The sequence below is a fragment of the Actinophytocola sp. genome, assembly GCF_045807065.1.
Classification (GTDB): Bacteria; Actinomycetota; Actinomycetes; order Mycobacteriales; family Pseudonocardiaceae; genus Actinophytocola.
Genome location: NZ_JBJMIE010000770.1, coordinates 1 through 5,185 on the forward strand (window position 1 = coordinate 1; position 5,185 = coordinate 5,185).

General features: G+C 70.6%; 3 protein-coding genes. All 3 read right to left on the reverse strand.

From position 1 onward, the window contains the following. Positions 1-155 precede the first annotated feature (155 nt). Positions 156-1,031 carry an SDR family oxidoreductase gene (locus ACJ73U_RS44955; protein WP_407783921.1) on the reverse strand — a complete coding sequence of 292 codons (876 nt, stop codon included), beginning with the start codon at positions 1,029-1,031 and terminating at the stop codon, positions 156-158. 69 nt (positions 1,032-1,100) lie between these two features. Continuing rightward, complete coding sequence (locus ACJ73U_RS44960) at positions 1,101-4,088, reverse strand: M14 family zinc carboxypeptidase (protein WP_407783922.1); 2,988 nt, start codon at positions 4,086-4,088, stop codon at positions 1,101-1,103. 34 nt (positions 4,089-4,122) lie between these two features. After that, positions 4,123-5,097 carry a 2,3-diaminopropionate biosynthesis protein SbnA gene (gene sbnA / locus ACJ73U_RS44965; protein ID WP_407783923.1) on the reverse strand — a complete coding sequence of 325 codons (975 nt, stop codon included), beginning with the start codon at positions 5,095-5,097 and terminating at the stop codon, positions 4,123-4,125. Positions 5,098-5,185 lie beyond the last annotated feature (88 nt).

The following is a 5,185-nucleotide window of genomic DNA, read 5'->3' on the forward strand; positions in this document are numbered from 1 at the left end:
AGTTGACGCATCGGTTGCGAGCAGCAGACAGGACTGGGCTGTTGCTCCGCTTCCGGTTGATCTGCTTCAGGCATGCATACAGGTTGCGTGTTCGGGTGCTCCGGCGGTACAGACAGAAATCACCTTCCTCGTGACAACTGCCCACCCCGAACGCGTCAGGCCCAGAGGAACGCACCGCCGTCGACCATGAACGTCTGGCCGGTGATGAAACGGCAGGCGTCCGAGCACAGAAACAACGCAACGGGTCCGATGTCGTGCTCGGGGTCGCCCTGGCGCCCGATCGGATGGTCCTTCATGAACTCCTGATGCGCCTCCGTGTCGCGCGCTGCCGACTCCAGACCGCGCTTTGACGCTGCGCCCGGCGCGATCGCGTTCACCACGACGCCGTCACGCCCCCACTCACGCGCAGCCGTGCGTGTCAACGCGCGGATCGCCTCCTTGGACGCGTTGTACGCGCCGTACCCGCGCATGCCGGTAATCCCGGCGGCGGAGACGAAGTTGACGATCCGGCCCCAACCCGCCGTTTTCATGTGCGGGTGCACCGCCTGCATCGCCCAGAGACTGCCCTTGACCCCGGAGTCATAGAAGACGTCGAGGTCTTCTTCGGTGATGTCGTCGACAGGCGCCGTCGGCCGGAAGGTCTGCGCGTTGTTGATGAGGGCGTCAACCCGACCGAACCGCTCCACCGTCGCGGCGACCATCGGTTCGAGCCCGGCCACGTACTTGGGCGTGAACGCCTTGTGCACCAGCCCGCGCAGCTGCTGGTGGCGCGGCGGGTCCATCCAGGACAGGTTGCCGACCCGGTACAGCTGCAGCGGCGACTCCTCGGGCAGTGCCACCGCGAGGTTGTTGGAGAACGCGCTGTGGTTGGACAGGGCGTGCACCGACTCCTGGTAGCCGAAGATGTGCCAGCCGCCGCGGTCCGGGTCGCGCCGGACCGGGGTGTGCGCGCACATCGCGTCGAACCAGGCGGTCAGCTCGTCCTCGTCCGCCGGTGGGCTCGTCCATTCCGGCGCTGTCTGCGTGGTCACGTGTGCCTTTCCCTTCCATGGTCCGGGTAAGCGGTCCGGGTAAGCGGTCCGGGTAAGCGGTCCGGGTGATCAGCCGAGCAGGTGTGCCATCGACCGCCTGACCAGGTCGGCCAGCATCGCGGGGTCGGTGAGCCGCTCGGCGCCGAAACCGAGGTAGACGGTGTCGTCGGTGACGATGCCGGCGCCTTCCGCCAGCGCCTTGTCGCTGCGCGTCCAGTCGTTGGCCGGCGGTTCGCTGCCGGCAGGTGGCCCGGGGACGGTGAAGCCGTCGAGGCCGTCCTCGAACGAGGTCTGCGCGGCGGGTGCGCCGTCGAGCGTGACCGCGGCGTCGTCCACGAACACACCGGCACCCTGGTTCTCCCAGTCGCTGATGTAGGACAGCGACAGCTCGACCTTCTCGCCCGCGTAGGCGCTCAGGTCGACCGTCCACTGTTGCCACCCGCCCGAGTCCCCGGAGGCCGCGTTCCACTCGCCGGTCGTGCCGGTCGGACCGCAGTCCGCGTCCTCGTAGTGCTCGATGAAGGGGTGGAGCTCCCGCAGGCCGTCGGCGCAGCTGTCCCCTGTGGACCGCGAGGTGTGCCCCTGGGTGTCCGGCAGCGTGGTCCAGTCGTCCTTGCCCACGGTGTGCGCCTCGACCGTGAAGAAGTCCCAGTCGGCCTCGGTGCTCATGGACACCCAGAAGCTCAACGCGCCCGTGGACTTCCCGGTGAGGTCCACCGTCGTGGTGAGCCGTTTCCAGGACAGGTCGGCGATCCCGCTGTAGGCGTCCCACCGACCGGTGTGCGGGGCGAACGGTCCGTTCGGCCGGTCCCAGCCGATCGCGGCGGAACTGGCGAACTGCGGGAACCGGTCGGGGCCCAGCACCGCCGACGTGGCCAGGAACGAGGACGTGTGGCCGGGTTCGAGCGTGGCGCTGAACCCGTCGAACGCGCCGCCCCGTCCCGTGAGCGCGTAGGGCCTGCCCGTCGCGGGGTCGGCGCCGCCTTCGTCGAACGGCACGTAGGCGCCGAGGTAGTACTGCTGGAAGTTGTTGTACGCCGGCACGCACCGCGGGTCGTCCGACCCGGTGCACTCGCCGAGGTCCGGGTCGGGCTGGTAGACGTACCCGCCGTTGCTGTTCTGGGCGTAGGAGGCGTACGCGCCGGTGTGCAGCAGCTTGCCGCCCTCGTTGAGGTAGTCGCGCACCGCCAGCTCGGTGAGGACACCGCCGCGTGAGATCGTCCCGCTCGGCTGGTCGGCGTTGCGCGGCACGACGTCGTCGCCGGTCTCCCAGACGATCGCGCGGTAGTGGCCGAGGACGCCGAGGGGATCGGGTGCCACGCGGCCGTTCGCGTCCATGTCGTACACGTCCGCGGAGTAGCCCGCCGCTTCCAGCGCGGCGACGTAGGCGCTCGCGTACTTCGCGGTGGTGCCCTGCTGCGCCGGTGCCGCGCCGGTGACGTCCTCGGTCGCCAGCACCAGCACGTCGCCGCCGATGTCGCCGGCGACCGTGTACGTGAACTCCGCGCTCCGCGCGCCGCGGGTGGTGAACCAGACGGTGACCCGGTCCCCCGGCGCCGTGCCGCGGACCGTCCCGCGCATGCGGTGGTAGTACGCGTCGTAGTCCTTCCCGTAGCGCTCGCCGCCCTGCCACTCCCCGGTGTCGGCCGACACCTCGCGGCCGCCGTTCACGCGGTAGTGCAGCCGCACCGGGCCGAGCCTGCGTTTGACGTCCACCTGCACCGGTTGCTCGGTGCCGTAGCTGACCGGGAAGTCGTCGACGACGAAGTCCGGGGTGGTGGTGCCGAGGTGGCTCACCGGGTCCGCGGGGGTGCGCGCGGAGTTGGCCACGTCCATGGCGAACGGCAGGTTCTTCTGGAACTCCGCCTCCACCAGGGCCTCGTCGTCGGGGAAGACGAAACCGCAGCCGTCGCATCCCTCGTCCAGCTCGATGAGCCACGAGAGGGTGCCGTAGGTGCCGTGCGCGTGGTCGGAGAGCTCGCCGTTGTCCGGCCCCACCGACGGGTCGGAGCTGAACCCGGGGATGCCCGGGTTGCCGTAGTCGCCGGACAGCGCCTCGTAGACGGGGTCGTCGATCGTGTGTTCCGGGATCTGCCAGCGCGACGGGTAGAGCATCTCCGCGCCGTAGGAGTGGTAGTTCACCATGAACGCGAACCCGATCTTGCGGAGCAGCCTGTCCACCGCACGCGTCTCCGGCTCGCTGTTCGGCGCGGTGCCGCGGTACTTGTCGCTGCTCGGCAGGCTCGACGCGCCCTCCTCGTCGTAGCCGAAGCGCGTCGCGAAGTTGCGGTTGAGGTCGACCCCGTCCACGCCGGTGATCTTCCCGTCACCGTCGTTGTCGCGGAGGTTCTTGCGCCACAACCGGTTCCCCTCGGTGAAGGTGAAGTCGTAGCCGTCGGGGTTGGCGACCGGGACGAACCACAGCTCGGTGCCGGACAGCAGTCCCCGCAGTCCGCGTTTGCCGGCGAGCACGTGCTTCAGCAACCGCATGGTGACCTCCGTGGAGATCCACTCGCGCGCGTGCTGGGTGCCGAGGTAGAGCACGGCCGGCCGCGCGCCGTCCCGCGTGGACCGCGCGTTCGCGGTGACCTTCGCCGCCAGGATGTCCTTGCCCTGCAGCGACTTCCCGATCGAGGTGAGCCGGACGACGTCGGGGTTCGCGGCCGCGAGCCGCCTGAGCTGGTCGGCGATGCCGCCGGGTTCGGAGTAGGAACGCCACACCTGGTACCCGTCGGCGGCCTGCTCGGCGGCGGCCGCCGCCTGGGTGCGCCCCCGCGCGTCCCGCACGGGCCGCGGGTCGAGGTGCAGCTTGCCGAACAGGCCGGTGTCCGCGGGGGAGGCCACGACCTCGACCCGCTCGCCGTCGCCGCTCGGCCGCGTCGTCACGACGTCCATGCCGAGTCCTTCGAGCCGGTCACCGGTGCCCGCCGCGCCGGTGACCTCGTACAGCTCGAGTGTGGACGCGCTCTGCTGCCAGCCCGGCTGCGCGCCCGCGGCGGGCACGACGGCGCCGAGTCCGACGACCACGGCGATGATCAGTGAGGCACGTCGTGCCACGGCGGATGTTCCTTCCACACGGGAGAATCGTTGCTCAAGAGGTCCGCACGCGCTTCTGCGTGAAGGTGGTGGCGACCCAGTCCGGGTCGTAGATCGTGTTCCGGTAGGGGTCGCCCCGGTCGGAGCACAGGAACGCGACGACCGGTGGCGGACCGCGGTAGCTCTCGAAGTAGCGGTCGACCGCCGCGTACACGCAGCCGGTCGACCCGCCGGCGAACAGGCCGTGGTCGCGCAGCAGCGCGTGGCAGCCGGCCACCTCGTCCCGTTCCGACACCACCACGACCTCGTCGATCAGTGCCTGGTCGAGCAGCGCGGGCCGGATGCCGGAGCCGATGCCGGGGATGTGCCGCCGCCGCGGCGGGGCGCCGAAGATCACCGAGCCCTCGACGTCCACCGCGACCACGGTCACGTCCTGGTTGGCCGCCTTGACCCGCCGCGACAGCCCGGCGATCGTGCCGCCCGTGCCGACCCCGACGAACAGGTAGTCGATGCGGGCCAGCGATCCGACGAGCTCGCCGCCCGTCAGCTCGTAGTGGCCGCGCACGGCGTCGGTGTTCGAGTACTGGTCCGGCCAGTACGAGTCGGCGATCCGTGCCCGCAGCTCGGCCACCCGCGCCAGCCTGCCGCGCAGGTACCCGCCCGCGTCGTCCGGCCGGTCCACCTTCTCCACCCACGTGCAGGACTCCCGCAGCAGCCGCTCGGTCGGCGCGTTCACGGTCGGGTCGATGACCGGCACGAACAGCACGCCCAGCGACCGGCAGAGCTTCGCCAGCGCGAGCGCGAAGTTGCCGGACGAGGACTCGACGACCGTCGTGCCGCGGGTGATCTCGCCCCGGCGCACGGCCTCCCGGACGATCCAGAACGCGGACCGGTCCTTCGCGCTGCCGCTGGGGTTCGCCGACTCCATCTTCACGAACAGGTCGAGGTCGTCGCGATGGAGCCGCACCACCTCCGTCGGGGCGAGCCGGTCGCCGAAAGCCTCGATCCGCTGCCACAGCACCTCGTCCATCAGCCCCACCTCGCCCGTGGCCCGTGCGCTCGCCGCGTCAGGCCGCGCAGACCCGGAACCCGATGTCGTAGCAGCTGTACTCGGGGTG